The 16,495-nt window shown below is 26.3% G+C and carries 20 protein-coding genes and 4 pseudogenes; 8 read left to right on the top strand and 16 right to left on the bottom strand.

The window, feature by feature from the left end; all coding sequences use genetic code 4:
- Positions 1-30: 30 nt before the first annotated feature.
- The 7 genes and pseudogenes from I5Q57_RS01705 to I5Q57_RS01675 all read right to left on the bottom strand — a co-directional run bounded on the left by I5Q57_RS01705 (position 31) and on the right by I5Q57_RS01675 (position 5,886).
- Positions 31-1,263: a cell division protein FtsA gene (locus tag I5Q57_RS01705; protein ID WP_215826520.1), complete on the bottom strand. Its 1,233-nt coding sequence runs from the start codon at positions 1,261-1,263 to the stop codon at positions 31-33.
- Between the two features lie 14 nt (positions 1,264-1,277).
- Positions 1,278-2,207 carry a 16S rRNA (cytosine(1402)-N(4))-methyltransferase RsmH gene (rsmH, locus tag I5Q57_RS01700; RefSeq protein WP_215826519.1) on the bottom strand — a complete coding sequence of 310 codons (930 nt, stop codon included), beginning with the start codon at positions 2,205-2,207 and terminating at the stop codon, positions 1,278-1,280.
- Between the two features lie 80 nt (positions 2,208-2,287).
- Positions 2,288-2,626 (bottom strand): MraZ-related protein, encoded by a 339-nt coding sequence (locus tag I5Q57_RS01695; RefSeq protein WP_215826518.1) that lies wholly within the window; start codon positions 2,624-2,626, stop codon positions 2,288-2,290.
- Positions 2,627-2,781: 155 nt separating this feature from the next.
- Complete coding sequence (gene rpmF / locus I5Q57_RS01690; protein ID WP_215826517.1) at positions 2,782-2,961, bottom strand: 50S ribosomal protein L32; 180 nt, start codon at positions 2,959-2,961, stop codon at positions 2,782-2,784.
- Positions 2,961-3,473 carry a hypothetical protein gene (locus I5Q57_RS01685; RefSeq protein ID WP_215826516.1) on the bottom strand — a complete coding sequence of 171 codons (513 nt, stop codon included), beginning with the start codon at positions 3,471-3,473 and terminating at the stop codon, positions 2,961-2,963. Before I5Q57_RS01685 ends, rpmF begins: the two co-directional genes overlap by 1 nt.
- A pseudogene (locus tag I5Q57_RS01680) lies at positions 3,442-5,032 on the bottom strand (MATE family efflux transporter). Before I5Q57_RS01680 ends, I5Q57_RS01685 begins: the two are co-directional and overlap by 32 nt.
- A 113-nt stretch (positions 5,033-5,145) precedes the next feature.
- Positions 5,146-5,886 carry an OTU domain-containing protein gene (locus I5Q57_RS01675; RefSeq protein ID WP_215826514.1) on the bottom strand — a complete coding sequence of 247 codons (741 nt, stop codon included), beginning with the start codon at positions 5,884-5,886 and terminating at the stop codon, positions 5,146-5,148.
- A gap of 181 nt (positions 5,887-6,067) precedes the next feature.
- Between I5Q57_RS01675 and I5Q57_RS01670 the strand changes: the two genes are divergently transcribed.
- Entirely contained in the window at positions 6,068-6,283 is a 216-nt protein-coding gene (locus I5Q57_RS01670; protein ID WP_215826513.1) for a hypothetical protein, read from the top strand.
- On the opposite strand, the gene I5Q57_RS09570 is transcribed toward I5Q57_RS01670, so the two are convergent.
- Positions 6,280-6,414 carry a hypothetical protein gene (locus I5Q57_RS09570; protein WP_256444902.1) on the bottom strand — a complete coding sequence of 45 codons (135 nt, stop codon included), beginning with the start codon at positions 6,412-6,414 and terminating at the stop codon, positions 6,280-6,282. The genes I5Q57_RS01670 and I5Q57_RS09570 overlap by 4 nt on opposite strands.
- 134 nt (positions 6,415-6,548) lie before the next feature.
- Here I5Q57_RS09570 and I5Q57_RS01665 point away from each other — a divergent pair.
- The 4 genes and pseudogenes from I5Q57_RS01665 to I5Q57_RS01650 all read left to right on the top strand — a co-directional run.
- A pseudogene (locus tag I5Q57_RS01665) lies at positions 6,549-6,695 on the top strand (IS3 family transposase); the annotation flags it as partial.
- Between the two features lie 273 nt (positions 6,696-6,968).
- Positions 6,969-7,640 carry a UPF0236 family transposase-like protein gene (locus tag I5Q57_RS01660; RefSeq protein WP_215826512.1) on the top strand — a complete coding sequence of 224 codons (672 nt, stop codon included), beginning with the start codon at positions 6,969-6,971 and terminating at the stop codon, positions 7,638-7,640.
- A 27-nt stretch (positions 7,641-7,667) separates the two neighbouring features.
- A pseudogene (locus I5Q57_RS01655) lies at positions 7,668-8,776 on the top strand (IS3 family transposase).
- A 3-nt stretch (positions 8,777-8,779) separates the two neighbouring features.
- Complete coding sequence (locus I5Q57_RS01650) at positions 8,780-9,109, top strand: deoxycytidylate deaminase (RefSeq protein WP_215826511.1); 330 nt, start codon at positions 8,780-8,782, stop codon at positions 9,107-9,109.
- Positions 9,110-9,136: 27 nt separating this feature from the next.
- Here I5Q57_RS01650 and I5Q57_RS01645 read toward each other — a convergent pair whose 3' ends face one another.
- From I5Q57_RS01645 to I5Q57_RS10010, 4 genes and pseudogenes are all read right to left on the bottom strand, one after another.
- On the bottom strand, positions 9,137-9,655 hold the full coding sequence (locus I5Q57_RS01645) for a ferritin-like domain-containing protein (protein ID WP_215826510.1): 519 nt from the start codon (positions 9,653-9,655) through the stop codon (positions 9,137-9,139).
- A 38-nt stretch (positions 9,656-9,693) separates the two neighbouring features.
- A complete protein-coding gene (rnhC, locus tag I5Q57_RS01640) occupies positions 9,694-10,563 on the bottom strand; it encodes a ribonuclease HIII (protein WP_215826509.1) in 870 nt (289 codons plus the stop codon).
- Between the two features lie 180 nt (positions 10,564-10,743).
- Positions 10,744-11,400 carry a transposase gene (locus I5Q57_RS01635; RefSeq protein WP_215826508.1) on the bottom strand — a complete coding sequence of 219 codons (657 nt, stop codon included), beginning with the start codon at positions 11,398-11,400 and terminating at the stop codon, positions 10,744-10,746.
- A gap of 102 nt (positions 11,401-11,502) precedes the next feature.
- Positions 11,503-11,559: pseudogene (locus I5Q57_RS10010) on the bottom strand (hypothetical protein); the annotation flags it as partial.
- Between the two features lie 455 nt (positions 11,560-12,014).
- Here I5Q57_RS10010 and I5Q57_RS01630 point away from each other — a divergent pair.
- The 3 genes from I5Q57_RS01630 to I5Q57_RS01625 all read left to right on the top strand — a co-directional run bounded on the left by I5Q57_RS01630 (position 12,015) and on the right by I5Q57_RS01625 (position 13,734).
- Positions 12,015-12,386: an HD domain-containing protein gene (locus tag I5Q57_RS01630; protein ID WP_215826507.1), complete on the top strand. Its 372-nt coding sequence runs from the start codon at positions 12,015-12,017 to the stop codon at positions 12,384-12,386.
- 238 nt (positions 12,387-12,624) lie between these two features.
- Positions 12,625-12,900, top strand: a complete 276-nt coding sequence (locus I5Q57_RS09840; protein ID WP_369806553.1) for a helix-turn-helix domain-containing protein — start codon at positions 12,625-12,627, stop codon at positions 12,898-12,900.
- 3 nt (positions 12,901-12,903) lie between these two features.
- Entirely contained in the window at positions 12,904-13,734 is an 831-nt protein-coding gene (locus tag I5Q57_RS01625; protein WP_369806560.1) for an IS3 family transposase, read from the top strand.
- Positions 13,735-14,147: 413 nt separating this feature from the next.
- On the opposite strand, the gene nadD is transcribed toward I5Q57_RS01625, so the two are convergent.
- The 4 genes from nadD to I5Q57_RS01605 are packed head-to-tail and all read right to left on the bottom strand — an operon-like array spanning position 14,148 to position 16,463.
- A complete protein-coding gene (gene nadD, locus I5Q57_RS01620; protein ID WP_215826506.1) occupies positions 14,148-14,519 on the bottom strand; it encodes a nicotinate (nicotinamide) nucleotide adenylyltransferase in 372 nt (123 codons plus the stop codon).
- A gap of 15 nt (positions 14,520-14,534) precedes the next feature.
- A complete protein-coding gene (locus tag I5Q57_RS01615; RefSeq protein WP_215826505.1) occupies positions 14,535-15,290 on the bottom strand; it encodes a GTPase in 756 nt (251 codons plus the stop codon).
- Positions 15,291-15,334: 44 nt separating this feature from the next.
- Positions 15,335-15,580 carry a hypothetical protein gene (locus I5Q57_RS01610; RefSeq protein ID WP_215826504.1) on the bottom strand — a complete coding sequence of 82 codons (246 nt, stop codon included), beginning with the start codon at positions 15,578-15,580 and terminating at the stop codon, positions 15,335-15,337.
- Positions 15,581-15,590: 10 nt separating this feature from the next.
- The gene (locus I5Q57_RS01605) at positions 15,591-16,463 is read right to left on the bottom strand and encodes a deoxyribonuclease IV (protein ID WP_215826503.1); all 873 of its coding nucleotides are present in this window, start codon (positions 16,461-16,463) and stop codon (positions 15,591-15,593) included.
- Between the last annotated feature and the right edge of the window lie 32 nt (positions 16,464-16,495).

The following is a 16,495-nucleotide window of genomic DNA, read 5'->3' as shown; positions in this document are numbered from 1 at the left end:
CCTCTTTATGAATTAAACCGGCAAATATTACTAATACTTATGAACATAATCTAACTTATGATCCTTAGGTATGTTCGGATATTGTGGTTCTCTACTTATTCTATCAATTGAAAATACTTTTTCAATAGTATTTTTGTTTAATAAGTGTTGATAATAAGCATTACCAATAAGTCCTGACCAAATTTCATCATTAGCACCAATAATATTAGAATTATAAAACCGTAATGATGCTAAATTACTATTTTTATTAATATAATTAACAAAACCAGCAATATTCATTACTTCACCCAAAAACACAATTGGCAAATTTCTTGCTTTCAAAATATGTGCCAAATGCTCCGTAATTTTAATTAAAACTGCCTCAACACGACTAATAATAATATTTTTTAATGTTTGATGACTATACTCCAAATATTTCTTTTTCTCATAATCATATTTAGAGTAAATAATCTTATTATCCAAAAAATTATTATCAATATTAATAATTTTATGTAAATAGTCTTCAGCAACATCTCATGGACATTGCAAAGCATATTGTAAATCAGCAATAAGATTTTTAAACCCATAATCAATAATATTTAAATCATACAGTGTCTCTTTAACAAAAATACTTACCTGCGTATTATCATAATTTCAATCAATAATAATTGCTCCATCTTGTAATTCTTTTCGAGAAACTGTTGCTCAAGCATGACAAAAAGGCATTAAAACTAAAGATAACAACTCTAATTTACTATAATTTATTGCTTCTAAATGTGAATTATAAACTTCTTTTTTAATTGTATAAACTAACGAATTAACCGCAACACTTGTTGCTAACTCATCAATTGGCGGGTATGGTAGCTTTTTCTGCCCATTAACAATAAATTTATATGGTCGTGTCAAACAAATAACTTCATCATTAGCAAGAGAAATATTTTTACTCATTGCAATCAAATTACTAATATCTTCATTAGTAATCCGATGTTGCTTACGATTAATTTCAATTATTGCTTGTCCTTGACGAATAATTAAACCAGTACTTACTAAATTCAAAGCCACGCGTTTAATTTGAATTGCTAATTGCAAATTAGCCTTTTTAACCATCATATTAATAAGTTTACCGATAATTTTAGGTTCTAATACAACACCATTATCACAAAAATTACCATTTTGCATATGATTAAACAAAACATTAAACTGTGATTTATGATAACTAAAAACCATAAATTTAATGCGTTTAGTATCTATTTCAATAACTGCATAAAGTTCTTGATTAATCACTAACAATACCTTCCTTAAAATTTTATGATTGCTCTTAATTTAGCACTACGAGCACGAGAATTTTCTTGAATTTCTTGCTCACAAGGAGAAACAACTTTTTTAGTTAATAATTCAAAAATAGGGTCCCATTTGATTGACATTGGTAATTTAGATAATAATGGATCAATTTTGGAAACTACCTGTTCTTTAAATAATGTTTTAACAATCCGATCTTCCAAAGAATGAAAACTAATAACCACAAGCACCCCTTTTGATTTTAATAGTTGCAAAGATTGCTTTAACGAAACTCGCAAACTATCTAATTCATCATTAACGGCAATTCTTAATGCTTGAAATGTCTTTCTGGCTGGATGTTTAGCCTTTTTTAAAATTTTCATTGGTAGGGCACTCTTAACAATATCAACAAGTTGTAATGTTGTTATAATTTTACTATTTTCACGATATTTTACAATAGCACGAGCTATTGTTCTTGCAAACTTTTCTTCACCATAAATTCATAAAATATTAACAATATCTTCAAAACTTCAATTATTAACAATAACTTCTGCCGATAGCGTTTGTTTTTGATCCATTCGCATATCTAAAGGACCATCTTGATGATAACTAAATCCTCGCTCTGCCTCATCTAATTGTGGTGATGATACTCCTAAATCATAAATAATACCATCAACTTGTAAAATATTTCTTAATTGTAATTCTTTCTTTAAATGACGAAAATTAGTGGCAATAATTTCATAATTATGAAATTTATTTAATATCACTTTAGCATAAATAATTGCTTGTTTATCTTGCTCTAAACAATATAATTTTCCAGTTGTTAACTTTTCTAAAATTTTCTCACTATGTCCTGCCCCTCCTAAAGTACAATCCACATAAATACCATCAGATTTAATATTTAATAATTCTAGGGTTTCTGACAATAAAACTGGTTTATGTTTTAACATTAATTTTTCTCCTCAATACTCATTATTAAATTTTGAGCAGATTGTTCTAAATTATTTTCTCAGGCCTTAATGTCTCAAATTTATATTTTATTGGCAAGTCCAATAATCATAACTTCCTTCTTAATATTAGCTAATATTAATAAATTTGCCGGAAGATTAATTCTTCCAACTTTATCAATATTAAGTTCTAAAGAATTAGCAAAAATTTGTCGTTGTAAGATACGACTATCCTTTAAACCTTCTGAACTTAATAAAATTTGCTCTTGTCATTTAATAAACACATCATACGCTCTTAATACTAAAAAACCATCAAATCCTTTAGAAATGACTACTTGCTCACCTAGTTTACTACGAAAGCGTGTCGGAACTATAATTCTACCTTTATCATCAAGACTATGTTTAAATTGTCCTAACAGCATATTATAACCCACTTTCTCCCACTAGTAAACACATTATATTCCTAATTAACAAGTTTTTCAATAAAATTTAACACAATTTATTAAAAATTTTAAAAAGAGCAGTGCTTATAATAGCACTGCTCTTTTTTTTTATCATTTGAAATTAAATACAAATTTTACTCACCAATTTTAACTGCTTCTTTGCCTTTGTAATAACCACATTCTTTACAAACACGATGGGGCTTAATATTTGCACCACAATTAGTACAACTAACTAATGTTGTATGTCATAACTTAAAATGTGTTCTTCTTTTCGCTTTTCTTGTTTTTGATATACGTCGAAACGGAACTGCCATTATTTATCCCCCTTAATACTCTCTAATTTCAATTTTTTTAAGGGCATTCAACGACTATCTTGTTCTAAAGAATTATAAACTTCTTTTTCAGTAATAAATTGTCATTTCTTACCTTTCTTACATATTTTAACATCTTTTACTGTTAAATTGATAGGGGTTATTGCAAATATTTCATCTCACAAATACTTATCTAAATAAAATATTTTTTCATTAATATAGTTTAAATTACAATTAAAGTAATCAAAACCATACTCATTCTTTCAATTTCATTCATTAGTTCAACTAAAAGGTTGTAAACTTAAAGCACACAATAATGTTATCGTTACTGTCGCTTGCACATCAATAATTAATGAATTAACTTGTGAGTTATAAATTATTGTCCCTTTAAGATGTGCATAATTAACTTCTTTAATATGACTATTACTAGCTCTTATCACTTCGGGATTAATCGTAATAACATTATCCAAATTAATAACTGGATTACTTTTTAAATAACTTTGTGAATATCCCACTACTCTTCCTCACTTTTTTTTGCACTATTTAATTTTAAATAAGAACGATATTTTTTTCAAGTCATAATTAATATTGGGATTGATATCAAAGCTGAAATTGGTGCTACCAAACCTAAAAATAAAAAATAATAATGAGCATTTTTAGTTACCAAAGCAACGAAATAACCAATAATAATACAAGGTATAAAAACAATTATTGAACGAAGCGCCGAAAAAAATAATGACATCTTAGGACGACTAATTGATTGATAAAAAATAATCCCAACATATGGCACAACAACTGTTGGATAAACTAAATAACTTAACAAGAAATATCACCGATAAGTCTTATCAACATTAGAAATAAATAGACTTAACATTTCATTACCAAAAATACCAATAATTAATTCGGTGATTATTAATATTAAAAATTGCACTAAAATTATCCTTTTAAGAATATCCCAAATCCTTTGATAATCTTTAGCGCCATAAGAATAAGATAATAATGTCCTTCCGCCTTGACTAACACCAATTAAAGGAGAATCAGTTAACGCAATTCATGGCGCAATCCCAGCAAATAACTGTATAACTCATGGAACAGTAAAACCCGGCCGAGGCAATTCACTACTTAACATTGAAACAAAAAAATTAGATAGTGCTGATGTCACAGCAACTGAAATATTAATAAATAATGGTGTCATTCCGATAGCAATAATATTATATAAAATCGTTTTTTCAATTTTCAAATCTTCTCAATAAATTTTTAACTTTGATTTCGGATCTAAATAGATAACTAATAATGCAAAAACAATATTTCAAAATCACGAAATAACTGTCGCAATCGCCGCCCCTTCTAATCCCAATTTACCATAAATCATTAATACAATATCTAAAACAACATTAACAATTACTGAAGTAAAAATAATAATTGTTGCTCAAAAACCTTGACCTTCAGATCTTAATAAATTAATTAAAAAATTACTTAATAATACAAAAAATAAAAAGAAAATAAACCACTTCGTATAACCAACTGCCAACTGCAAAGTAATTTTATATACTTCGGGATTTGTCATTTGCGAATTTTTTGATTGCAAAGCAATTAGTGGTTCATTGGTAAATACTAAAATTGGTGTTAAAGCAATAGCAACAATAATCATTAAAGAAATTCCATTACCAATAGTTCGTGATATTAATGGATTATTTCTTTCCCCATAAGCAATACCAAACCTTGTTGATGTTCCGATAGCAATAAATAAACTAAAAGCTGTCAATAAACCAATTGTTGAAGAAGAATATTGGGTTGCAACATTAATAATATTTCGAGCTAACATTTGTAAATTATTTTGTTCAATTAAAGGATTATTTTCTAAAAATGTACTAATAACATAACTATCAGCAAATTGTAATGCTAAAAACTTATCAATCAAATTATATGTTGACATAATAATCATAATTATAACCGTTGGCAAGCACATAAAAAATATTGCTTTTCAAGGATTATAATTACGAATTACTATTTCTCTTTTTGTCAATTGTAATTCATCATCATTTTTAAAATTATCATTAATTATTGTTTTCATTTTTATACCTTTCTAGTTAATAAATAACGATTAATTTCATTTAATCTTTTTAATTTTTCTGCTTTTGAAAGCGAGTTGTATTTATTTATCGCCTTTGTAGTTGGTGATATTTGTTAATTGGTAATATTATTACCTTGATTAGAATCATCATCATTGTTGTTAGACAAAATTGCGTGGTTTTGAGCGTGATCATCAACTGGTAATTTAATTGTGTTTGTATCTGGTTTTGGGGTTGTTGTTGGTAAATTATCTTGTCTATTTTTTCTGTCAACTACTACAGGGATATTTCCCTGATTGTCATCAATAGCAATAGGATGATTTGTTCGTTCTTCTTCTGATGTTAAAGCAAAATTATAATGATTGTGAATACCAGAGTTTTTTTCAATTTCAATATAAGATATTGCTATGTTGTTATTATTTGAATTTTGATTAACTGGTTGATAAGGAATATCAGTACCTACACTAATATTAGCATTTAAAAGATTATTCATGGCCAATATTTCAATTTCGCCCCCTCACGCATTAATATTTCTCATTCTATCTAAGTAATTATTAACAACTTCATTTTCACTTATCTGAATTGCACTGCGAAAGCTTTCTGCTTGATTAGCATTGCTTTGGGTTGGATTATCTAAATTTCTTTCAATATAATTTACAACGCGATTACGAAAAACAACTCTTACTAATCTATGTGCGGTTGCATCTTGATATCAATCTTGCAAGAAATTGTTGGTATTTGATAAATCAAATTGTTGTAATAAAGTTTGAACATATGATAAATAACTTAATTGTAATTCGCCAAATAATTGGATAAATCGGTTTCTAAATTCTTCATTATTATTTCTCGCTGGCAATAAGTAAGAGGCTGCTACCGACCAAAACAAAAAACTATTATCCGCTGGTATATCATACAAATTATTTTAATTTGTTGTTTTAGTATTTTGGTTTTGTGTGTCACTAGTTCCGGCTTGTTCACCAACACTCACTCTTTTACTACTGCTACCTTGTGATTGACTTCCGCCAGCATTTGTATTAATGTTGCTATTAGATTTAGGAGATGAGTTTAAAAAACCACGTTTAAGTCCTCCAAAATCTGATTCATCTTTTGTAATTGTTTTTTGCGTCTTACTTGGTTTGCTTGCTTTTTTAGCAAGTGTAAATGTAACTATTACGCCACCAGGACAATTTTCATCATTAGAAGTAATAAGTGCAGTTGTTATATTAATATTTGTAACTTTAATTTTTTTTTAAAAATCTAACTTAGGGTTTAATTCTCTAACATGTTTTAAAATTGTTTGCTCATAATTATCTGCTATTTCTCCTAAATTACGATTTATAATAATAAAATATCATAATTTAATTTCTACTAATTCTTTTACCAATTCATTTTGTTTTTCTTTATCTAATTTTTCATTTCTTTTTGGTTCTTTTAATTCTTTTAAAGCGTTTTTAGTTTCTTCTAATTTATGGATAGGTTACAATGATTTGGACCATATTTATGTGGACTTTCAAATAAAATAAAATTATTGATGAAATTTTAAACACTTTTAAAATTAAAAGATCATTAAGCAATAAGGGTTGTCCTTATGACAATGCTGTGGCTGAAACAACTTACAAAACCTTTAAAACGGAATTTATTGAGGGTAAAAAATTTGAAAATTTAACATATAGCAAGGTACTACTAGCAATAGTAATTGTTCCTAGTAATTATAAAAGTTTTTTCATTTTTTAAACCCTTTACCTTTATATTAATTTTTACTAATTAATAAATTTACTCAACATCCTTTCTCCAAATCTTCTCTGGAATCTCCTTGCTTTGGAATCTAATTATAATACCAACAAACAAAAATTTCTACTTTTTAGATTATTAAAACATAAAAAAATAAACTAACTAAATTTAACTTTGTTAAAATTACTACCGAGAAAGGTGATTTCTATGTTAGAAATTAATAGTGTAAAAACCTTAGAAAACAAGCATTGATTTAATTTATTTACAACCCATAAAAATATGTACACTAATAAATGTGAACAACTGGCTAATGAATATGAAAAATTAGATGAATATTTATATAAATATCATTATCGCTTAAAACAAGGTTATAAAGTAGTTCGTTTTGCTTTAAGAACAATTATTACAATTTTTGGTGAAGTTGTTTTTAAACGACGCCGATATAAATATTGAAATCAAAAATTAGGGAAATTTGAATATGTATGTTTACTAGATAAAGAAATTGGTTTGTTGTCTAAACAACGAATTTATTTTGATGTCCAATTTAAATTTTTAAGTCTTTTGGATAATGGTAAGCGGTATCGCGATGTTTTAGATGCTCTAAATCATTGTTATATTTCAAAAGCTAGTATTTCGAGCATTTTAAATAAATATGATATTGCTGAATATTTTCAACTAGCAGAAAAAGAAACTAAAACTAGAATTAATGTCAAAAATAAGGATTTATATATTCAACTAGATGAGACATTTTTGGCGACATTAGACCATAAAATTAAACAAGACCAAAGAATCCGTTTAGTTACTTTTCATATCGGACATAATCAATGGATAGGTTCCAATAAGTTGGACCATATTTATGTGGACTTTCAAATAAAATAAAATTATTAAGAAAGTAGGAAGATAAAAATGGGGAAAAACTCATATTCAAATGAATTTAAAAAACAAATTGTCATGCTTTATCAAAACGGAAAAAGCATTGTTGAAATCATTAAAGAATACGGAATTTCAAAATCAGCCGTATATCAGTGAATTGAAAATTTTAATAATTTTGGGTCATTTAAAGTGCAAGATAATCGCGCTGTCGAAGAAAATGAATTAATTTACTTGCGAAAAGAAAACCAACAATTACGAATGGAAAATGACATTTTAAAGCAAGCAGCACTGATAATTGGCAAAAAATAGGAATTATTTAACAATAATAAAGAAAAATATCCCGGGCTAAAAATGTGTCAAATATTAAAAATAGCAAAATCAATATATTATTATCAAACTAATAATTGTGTTAATTATGATGTTAATAATTATGAAGAAGAAGTTATCAGTGCATTTAATAAAAGTCGTAAATTTATGATGCCCGTAAAATTAAAGCTGTTTTAATGAGAAAAGATATGAGCTTATCACGTCGAAAAATCATATTCCTTATGATCAAAAATAATTTGGTTTCTAAATACACCAAATTAAAATATTGTAATCACAAAACAATGGTTAATAATGACCAAATTAGTAATGTTTTAAATCGTCAATTTAATAACAAAAAACCTAATGAAGTTGTTGTTAGTGATTTAACATATGTGCAAGTTGGAGGAAAATGACATTATATTTGTTTATTAATTGACTTGTTTAATCGAGAAATAATTGGCTATAGTGTCGGACCAAACAAAACCGCCGAACTAGTTCAACAAGCTTTTCATAAAATAACACGACCATTAAATAAAATAACTTTATTTCATAATGATCGTGGTAATGAGTTCAAAAATAAAATCATTGATAAAATTTTAATAACCTTTAATATTAAAAGATCATTGAATGCGAAGGGTTGTCCTTATGACAATGCTGTGGCTGAAACAACTTACAAAACTTTTAAAACGGAATTTATCAAGGGTAAAAAATTTGAAAATTTAACATAATTAAAATGCGAATTATTTGATTTTGTTAATTGATACAATCATCTTAGAATACATGGCAGTTTAAATTATTTAACGCCTTTTGAATTTAGAAAATGACAGTCTACATAAAAAGTGTCCAAAAAAGGGTCGCCATACCACAATTATCCGTGAGATCGGACAGGAAAATTTTTAGAAACAAAATATCCATATATTGTTCATGCGGAATTGAATGCGATTTTAAGTGCCACATTTAAATTAGAAAATAGTGTTATTTATGTTAGTTTATTTCCTTGCAATGAATGTGCAAAAGCAATTATTCAGTCAGGAATTCAAACCATTATTTATGAAGAAGATAAATATGAAAATACCGAAAATAATACCGCCGCTAAAAGAATGTTAGGTGATGCTAATAAGATGAAAAAGAAATTGGCGTTTAGCGGAATTACAAAAAGGTTTAATTAGTAAAAAAACTACGCTATAGCGTAGTTTTTATTTGTCAATATATGGAAGGATAACTTTTAGAGTATCAGGTTCTTTGCGTTTAGCAAGGTGCTTATCAATACCATAATAGTTATTATTAGACATTTTAATCTTATCAATATAGGTTTTTGCGAGTTCAACTTCTTCGTAGAAATCAATTAGGAATCAGTCAAGAAATTTGATTGTTAGGAAATCTTTGGCTTCTTGACAGGTTGCAATTAGAGTATTAGTTTTTTCAATAAATTGCAACTTGTAAGTCAGATATTTTTCCATTAATTCTAATAAACTTTTTTCGTGATGCGCTTCTGGTTGGATTGGATTAACAATAAGTATTTCATCACGACCAATTAAATAATTATATATTTTTCTTGCATGTAAGATTTCATCTTGTGCTTGAATTTGAAATCAAGTACTTGCTCCGGGAAATCCAAGCGTGTTACTAACGGAAGACATTACATAGCAATCTAGTTGTAGTTTGTTATGGTCATCAGCATATATATTTAATAGACTATGAATATTGGGATTCATTTTTTTCCTCCTTGATGAGTAGATTTATTATTACTAATTTATTTTATTACTTTTTTTCAATTTATAAAATGTAATTTTCCAAAATAAATTGCCTTATCTTCAAGACCGTCTTGTTTTATTTTCGCAATGACTTTGTCAACAATTGTACTAGCACCCAAAGGAAAAATCCGGTTATATTCTTGTTCTAATTGTTTAATACTTTTTAAAAAGAAGTAACGACTAATAATGGCAGCACATCCGACAGCAAGAAATTTATCTTCGGCGTGGGTTGTAAATGATAACTTTAAATCATCATCAGCAACATTAAGAATTTTTAAATATTCTTCATATTTTTTTTTGTTAACAAATTGGTCAATAATTACTTTTTTGCAGTTAACTTTATTGGCAAGTTTTCTTATTACTTGATGATGTCCAATGGTTTTTAAAATATGACTGTTTTGATATGTTTCATATAACTTATTGTATTGGTGGTTATTAATGATGATAGTACTATATTCCAATTGTTGGATTAATTGTTTAGCGATAATATTAATTTGCATTGTTGATAAGATCTTAGAATCACGAATTTTTAATGATTTAATTAATGCTAAATCTTTTTCTTTAATATAACAGGCTGTTACTACTAAGGGGCCAAAAAAATCGCCAACGCCTGATTCATCACTGCCAATAATATTAATTTGTTCTTTTAATATCATATCTGGTTTTCATTTGTTTCATTGTGTTTTAACTTCATCTTCATCACCACCTTGGAAAATGATTTTTAAAGAACGATATAATAAAATAGTTATATTATGGTATTTGTATTTAGCAATAATGTTAGGATTATTAACAGGCACTTTATAGGCATCATAATAGGTTATTACTCGGTTTTTATTTTCTTCACTCAGTTGTAAACTGTAAGTTGCCATCATATTCCCTTCTTTCACGCTTAAATATTATCATAATTTTTGTTGGCGTATAAATATAACCCAAAAATTTATTACTTTTTATTTTAATTTTGTCGAAAACTCTTGATAAAATAAAAAAAATCATCAACTTGATAATTTTAAAAGGCTTTTATGTAAAATTACTATTTTTACTTTAATTTTTTATACATTAAAATATAATACCGCTGTTTGTTGGTTTGGAGTTAAACTCTTATGTTGGTATTTTCATTTTCAGAGATTTAAATAATTTTGAATATTAGTAAAACCTAAACCATGATAATGAATTAAGGCTTCTTTAAGACTAGATTGTAATTTACTGATTTTATTTAAGTTACGATAACTAGCTTCAGGATTAATTGTTGTTTTAGTTACACATAAAGTAGAATTTGTTTGTTTTGCTACTAAAAAATATAATTTTTGCATATCAGAAGTAATAATTGAATTTTGGTTAATTAATTCTTTGTTCATATTTTCAATAACTCATTGTTTTTGTAAACGTTTGGTGTTTGTGGATTTAACATAAATATTGTTATTATTATCAACTGCCATTTGAATACAGCATTTAGTATTAGTTGCGAATGGGTCAAGGTGAATTCTTCGTGGATCAGTTTTATGTTTGAAATTTCTTTTATGAATTTCTTTAATAAATGTTTCATCGATTTGGATTTTACCAGATAATTTTTTAAATTTTAATTGGGTATTTTCTAATTGTTTTGATTTCATTAATTTTTGACGATTATATCAAGCAGTTTTTAATGTAGTTTTAATAAAACGAGAAATTGTTTTACTAGATTGCCCCAGCAATGAAATTTTAATCAATAAATTTCATTGTTCATAATTTAAATGACTTCAATAAATAAAATGATTACGAAAAGCGTCAAAACTTGCACGGCAATTTTTACATAAATATTTTTGTTTTCCTTCTGAATTATGTCCATTTTTAACGCAATGGTAAGATTCACATTTAGGGCATTTAATACCTCGCGCTCTAAATTTTTAATCAATTTCATTTAAACGTTTTTGTTTTTTTATTAATTCTGCTTGTTATTTGACTTTTTCATAAAATTCTAAAAATTGATCATCTGTTAAAGTGTTTACTAGTTCTTGAATTATTTTCTCCATAATTATTATCAGCCCCTATCATATTAAAAATATACCTAAAATTAAGTATATTCAATAAACATCAAGAGTTTTCGACAAAATTAAAAAAAATTTTTCATTGTGTAAAAATTCAATAATATGATAAAATGGTAACGAATAAAAATGACAATAACAAGAAAGGCGGGGTTAGTTTAGTAATTAAATAATATAATTAGCTGATTGTTTTATTTCTTCAAAGCAATACCTAAGAAAACTAAACGCGACCCAATCATAATAAAGTTATTTTACAACCACTTTCTGCTAATATTAGTTCAACTAAAATTCGCCAAGAAATGATAACAACAATTGATTCTAAATTTTTAGCATATATTAATGATAATTTACTTTATATTGCTGATCGTTTGTTATTACATATGGATAAAACTCGTTATCTTCATTGTTTAAATGTAGGAACAATGGCAAAACAATTAGCGAATTATTATCAAGTTAATTGTTTAAAAGCCGAAATAGCAGGCGTTTATCACGATATAACTAAACAATGAGAAGATGCTCAACATCAGCAATATTTACAACAGTATTTACGACAATTTTTAAACGAACCCGTACCAACTTGACATTCAAAAACAGGAGCATTATGTTTAGAACATCATTTAGGTTTTAATGATAAAGAAATTATCCTCATATTGATAATTTACGAAAATTAACATTTACTAATCTTGATGAAGCTTTTAAAAAAATTTTTTATTATCATTATTTAGAAGTAGTTAATAAAAATGTTATTGATAATATTGGTCAAGAAATTGAAAAAGTTTTTTAATTTTGTAGAAAACTCTTGATATTTATTGAATATACTTAATTTTATGGAAAGGTTACAATAAGTTGGACCATATTTATGTGGACTTTCAAATAAAATAAAATTATTAAGAAAGTAGGAAGATAAAAATGGGGAAAAACTCATATTCAAATAAATTTAAAAAACAAATTGTCATGCTTTATCAAAACGGAAAAAGCATTGTTGAAATTATTAAAGAATACGGAATTTCAAAATCAGCCGTATATCAGTGAATTGAAAATTTTAATAATTTTGGGTCATTTAAAGTGCAAGATAATCGCACTGTCGAAGAAAATGAATTAATTTACTTGCGAAAAGAAAACCAACAATTACGAATGGAAAATGACATTTTAAAGCAAGCAGCACTGATAATTGGCAAAAAATAGGAATTATTAAAAATAATAAAGAAAAATATCCCCGGGCTAAAAATGTGTCAAATATTAAAAATAGCAAAATCAACATATTATTATCAAACTAATAATTGTGTTAAGTATGATGTTAATAATTATGAAGAAGAATTTATAAGTACATTTAATAAAATTCGTAAAATTTATTGTGCTCGTAAAATTAAAGCTGTTTTAATGAGAAAAGATATTATCTTATCACGTCGAAAAATCAGATTCCTTATGATCAAAAATAATTTGGTTTCTAAATACACCAAATTAAAATATCGTAATCATAAAACAATGGTTAATAATGACCGAATTAGTAATGTTTTAAATCGTCAATTTAATAACAAAAAACCTAATGAAGTTGTTGTTAGTGATTTAACATATGTGCAAGTTATAGGAAAATGACATTATATTTATTTATTAATTGACTTGTTTAATCGAGAAATAATTGGCTATAGTGCCGAACCAAACAAAACCGCTGAACTAGTTCAACAAGCTTTTCATAAAATAACACGACCATTAAATAAAATAACTTTATTTCATACTGATCGTGGTAATGAGTTCAAAAATAAAATCATTGATGAAATTTTAATAACCTTTAATATTAAAAGATCATTGAGTGCGAAGGGTTGTCATTATGACAATGCTGTGGCCGAAACAAATTACAAAACTTTTAAAACGGAATTTATCAAGGGTAAAAAATTTGAAAATTTAACACAATTAAAATGCGAATTATTTGATTTTGTTAATTGATACAATAATCTTAGAATACATGGCAGTTTAAATTATTTAACGCCTGTTGAATTTAGAAAATGACAGTCTACATAAAAAGTGTCCAAAGAAGGGTTGTCATACCATCCATATCAAAACTTGCATAAAAGAATTGTACGAAAAAACCACCTAAAACTTTATAAATTTTATCAAATAACCCATTCATTTTTTTATTGCAAAACGAAACAAATTGCTATAGCTAATAGGATGTTATCTATTAACTGGTAAACTTCTTTTGGTTATGGCAACCACCCACAATTTATCGTGCTTTAATACATACCAACATTATTAATTCGCTTGTATTTAATTTTCAAAGAACAAATTTTAACACCTTATAAAATAAAAAGACAATCATTGCTGACTGTCATACTTATTAAAATATTCTCCTACCTAAAAAAACTTTATGCGTCCTATGAAATATCTTTTCATTTAAAAGATATTCTGCTCTTTGAGCAATAACAAAAATAACTTTAGTTTTTAAAATCGCAATATTTATGTCAGCGATGCAAATTATTAGTTTGATCAGAACCAACAATAATATAATATTGATGATTAAAACCATATTTTTCTTGTAAAGATATTACCGTATCAATCGTATAGGAAATGCCTTGACGATCTACCTCACAAGTTTCTAACTTCATTCAAGGATATTTACTAATGACAAGATTAATCATTTTAATCCGATGAAGAGAATTAGTTAATTGTCGTTTTTTTAAAGGTGAACAATATGCAGGAACAATTAAAAGCATATCAGCTTTTAATTGTTCATAAGCTTGAAGCATAATTTCTTTATGTTGGTTATGAATAGGATCAAAACTCCCACCAAAAATAATGATTTTCATCTTATTCCTTTCTGATTATACTATTGGTTTAATAATTTCATAATCACAATTTTCTGGTAATAGCAACCTCAATATTTGCTTTCAAACTTTAAATGAAATTCATCCATAACCATAAATTTGAATGCCAATTTTTTCTTCATCGTCTTTAGAAATTTTAATTTGATGTTCAACCATTTTAGTATTTGGTTTTAAAAGTAAAATTTGTTGCTTTCAAATTCGCGAACAATTTTCAATCTTACTATGATGTAAAACTAATTTATTAGAACCATAAAAATGAAATGATGTTGCTAACCCTTCAATAAACGAAAATTGAAATAATCCCACAATAATTATTGTTTGTCCATATTCCAATTGATAAGTTTTACTTTTAATTTTTGGTTCAAAATTTAAATTATGATAAGCATTACTATTTAAATAATAATCTAATTCATTGCTATTGGCAAATCCTGGATTATCACAAAAATATAAGTAGTCACGATAAGCAATAGCAATTAGATTCATTGTTGTATTAGGAAAATAACTTATTAATGCTAATTTACGAGGAAACTGTTGTTGTAATGATAGTATCTTATTAATTAATGAACTTTTACCAACATTAGTTTTTCCAATTCAATAAATATCAGTTTGCTGTTTTTTTAAAAATTCAACAAATTCATCAATAAAATAATTTTTTGTATTACTAATAAGAATAATATCAATTGGTTCTAGTCCAATTAATGTTATTTGTTTTCTAACTCAATCTTTAATTTTATTAAAAGCAATATATTGCATTATGGTATCAATTTTATTAATTATTAGATAAAATCTTAAATTCTTTAATTGATAATGATACTGCCAAAAAAGTCCATTATGTTAATAACATAAAAAACTACCCCATCATTAGTTTTAATCTTCATAAATAAATCATCATAATTATAATTAACATTTACTAATTCATTATAATGTTTAATCCGAAAACATCGCCAACAATAAAAATGAGAATTATTTTGAAGTTTTGCAATGTAACCAGCTTGTAAATTATTATTAGATTGTAATTCTGAACCACACCCATAACATATCATCGCGATCATTTTAACGATTTAAAAAATTATTAAATTGTTTATTTTTAAGCATTATAATTTCTTCCTTATATGGTGGTTCAGAATTATTTCAAGGAGTTTCTAAAATTTTAATTATATTAGCAAATTTAGGATGATAAAGAATACTACACAAACTATCAAACCCTAAATTACCATAACCAATATTCTCGTGGCGGTCTTTATGGGAACCTTTAATATTTTTAGAATCATTAAGATGAATAACAAATAATTTATCCAAACCAATTATCTTATCAAATTCTTCAATAACTTGTTCTAAATTATTAACTAAATCATAACCCGCATCATTCAAATGACAAGTATCCCAACAAACACCAACTAAATGTGAATATTTAACACCCCGAATAATTGTTTGTAATTGCAAAAAATTAATTCCTAATTCACTACCTTTACCCGACATTGTTTCTAAAGCAATTTTAATATTTTGATTAGGTTCCAACACTTCATTTAACCCATCAATAATATATTGTAAACCAATACTAGCATCAGAACTACTTCCGGGATGCAATACGATATATTTAGCACCAATTGCTAAAGAACGATTGATTTCTTTTTTTAAAAACTCCTTAGCTAGCAGATAAGTATTAGGATTAATACTATTAGCTAAATTAATAATATAGGGTGCATGAATAATAACATTATTAATATCTAAATTATGGTTTTCTAATCCTCGTTTAAATTCATCAATTTTTAACTGGTCTAAGGGTTTTCTTCTTGTATTTTGAGGGTCTCCCGTATAAAACATCATGGCATTAGCTCCATAACTAATAGCCTCATTTAATGCTCTTACTAGATAATCAGGATTTTTCATTGATACATGACAACCTAATATTAATTTATTTTTCATCAACATAATCACCTTTATATTTTAAGTTATAT

It is taken from the genome of Spiroplasma endosymbiont of 'Nebria riversi', assembly GCF_018831625.1.
GTDB lineage: Bacteria > Bacillota_I > Bacilli_A > Mycoplasmatales > Nriv7 > Nriv7.
Note: the sequence above shows the minus strand (reverse complement) of the source record. Positions and strands in the feature narration are given on the sequence as shown.